The 935-nt window shown below is 40.7% G+C and carries 1 protein-coding gene; it reads left to right on the top strand.

Features of this window, described 5'->3' with window-relative positions; translation table 11 throughout:
- The first annotated feature begins 682 nt into the window (after positions 1-682).
- Complete coding sequence (locus JL102_RS23375) at positions 683-928, top strand: hypothetical protein (RefSeq protein WP_202246892.1); 246 nt, start codon at positions 683-685, stop codon at positions 926-928.
- Positions 929-935 lie beyond the last annotated feature (7 nt).

The raw sequence follows: 935 nt of genomic DNA, 5'->3' as shown, positions 1-935 counted from the left end.
TGAAGCCACGCCTGAACAGCAGCAGGAAAGAGAGCGTATTGGTGGGTGGTAATAAGCTTTGCGCAGTTTAGACTATGGAACAAATAATAGAAAGCGATTACAAAAGAGAGATCACCCACTCTGATTATAGCGATGCACATAAAAACATAAAAAGAGGTGGATGGAGCAGGGTATTAAACCTCCATATTACCGAAAATACGAGAGCCTTAACTAAGGGGAACGTAGGTCCAGAAAAAGCCTTCATTAACGCTAATGATAAGTTTATAAAAAGGCCATCATATTCATATATGACTCCTCAATGGGGGGGGGGCTTCTTCCTTTTGATTTTTATAGGAATCATATTTGTTGGAATAAAACATTCTGATGAACCTGATGAAATACTTTCGGCCGTATTCATGATACCTTTTATTCTTTCATTATCTGGCCTCCTTTTTTTCGTGATATACTATTTTACCATGCCAAAAAAAGAGGTGATATTGAACAGGGAAGATGGGTTAATGACTTTTCCTGGACTGCTTTGGCAGCAAAACATTACTATGCAGATCGAGAAAGTTATGTTTATAATGTCTGCCCCGAGCCATACAGGAGGTGGAGCATACCGTTTACAAGTAAGAAGACCAGATATGACTCATACGCTGTTTTTGNAGGTGGAGCATACCGTTTACAAGTAAGAAGACCAGATATGACTCATACGCTGTTTTTGTTTAGCTCTATCGGCAATTGCTATGAAGACCTCTCTTTTTACCTTTGGTATATGGATAAAAACCGACCTCTTCCCCCTGGAGAGGCTTTTGATGCTTACCGTGAAAGAGATTATGAAAGAAGAAAGGCTGAAGGCTTTCCTCCGCCTCTATTTCCCAGTACTTTTGATACTCCTGAAGCCACGCCTGAACAGCAGCAGGAAAGAGAGCGTATTGGTGGGTGGTAATAAGCTT

The sequence above is a fragment of the Fulvivirga sediminis genome, from assembly GCF_016757215.1.
GTDB classification, from domain to species: domain Bacteria; phylum Bacteroidota; class Bacteroidia; order Cytophagales; family Cyclobacteriaceae; genus Fulvivirga; species Fulvivirga sediminis.
The sequence above is the reverse complement of the archived record's forward strand: the minus strand, read 5'-3'. Positions and strand labels throughout refer to the sequence as shown.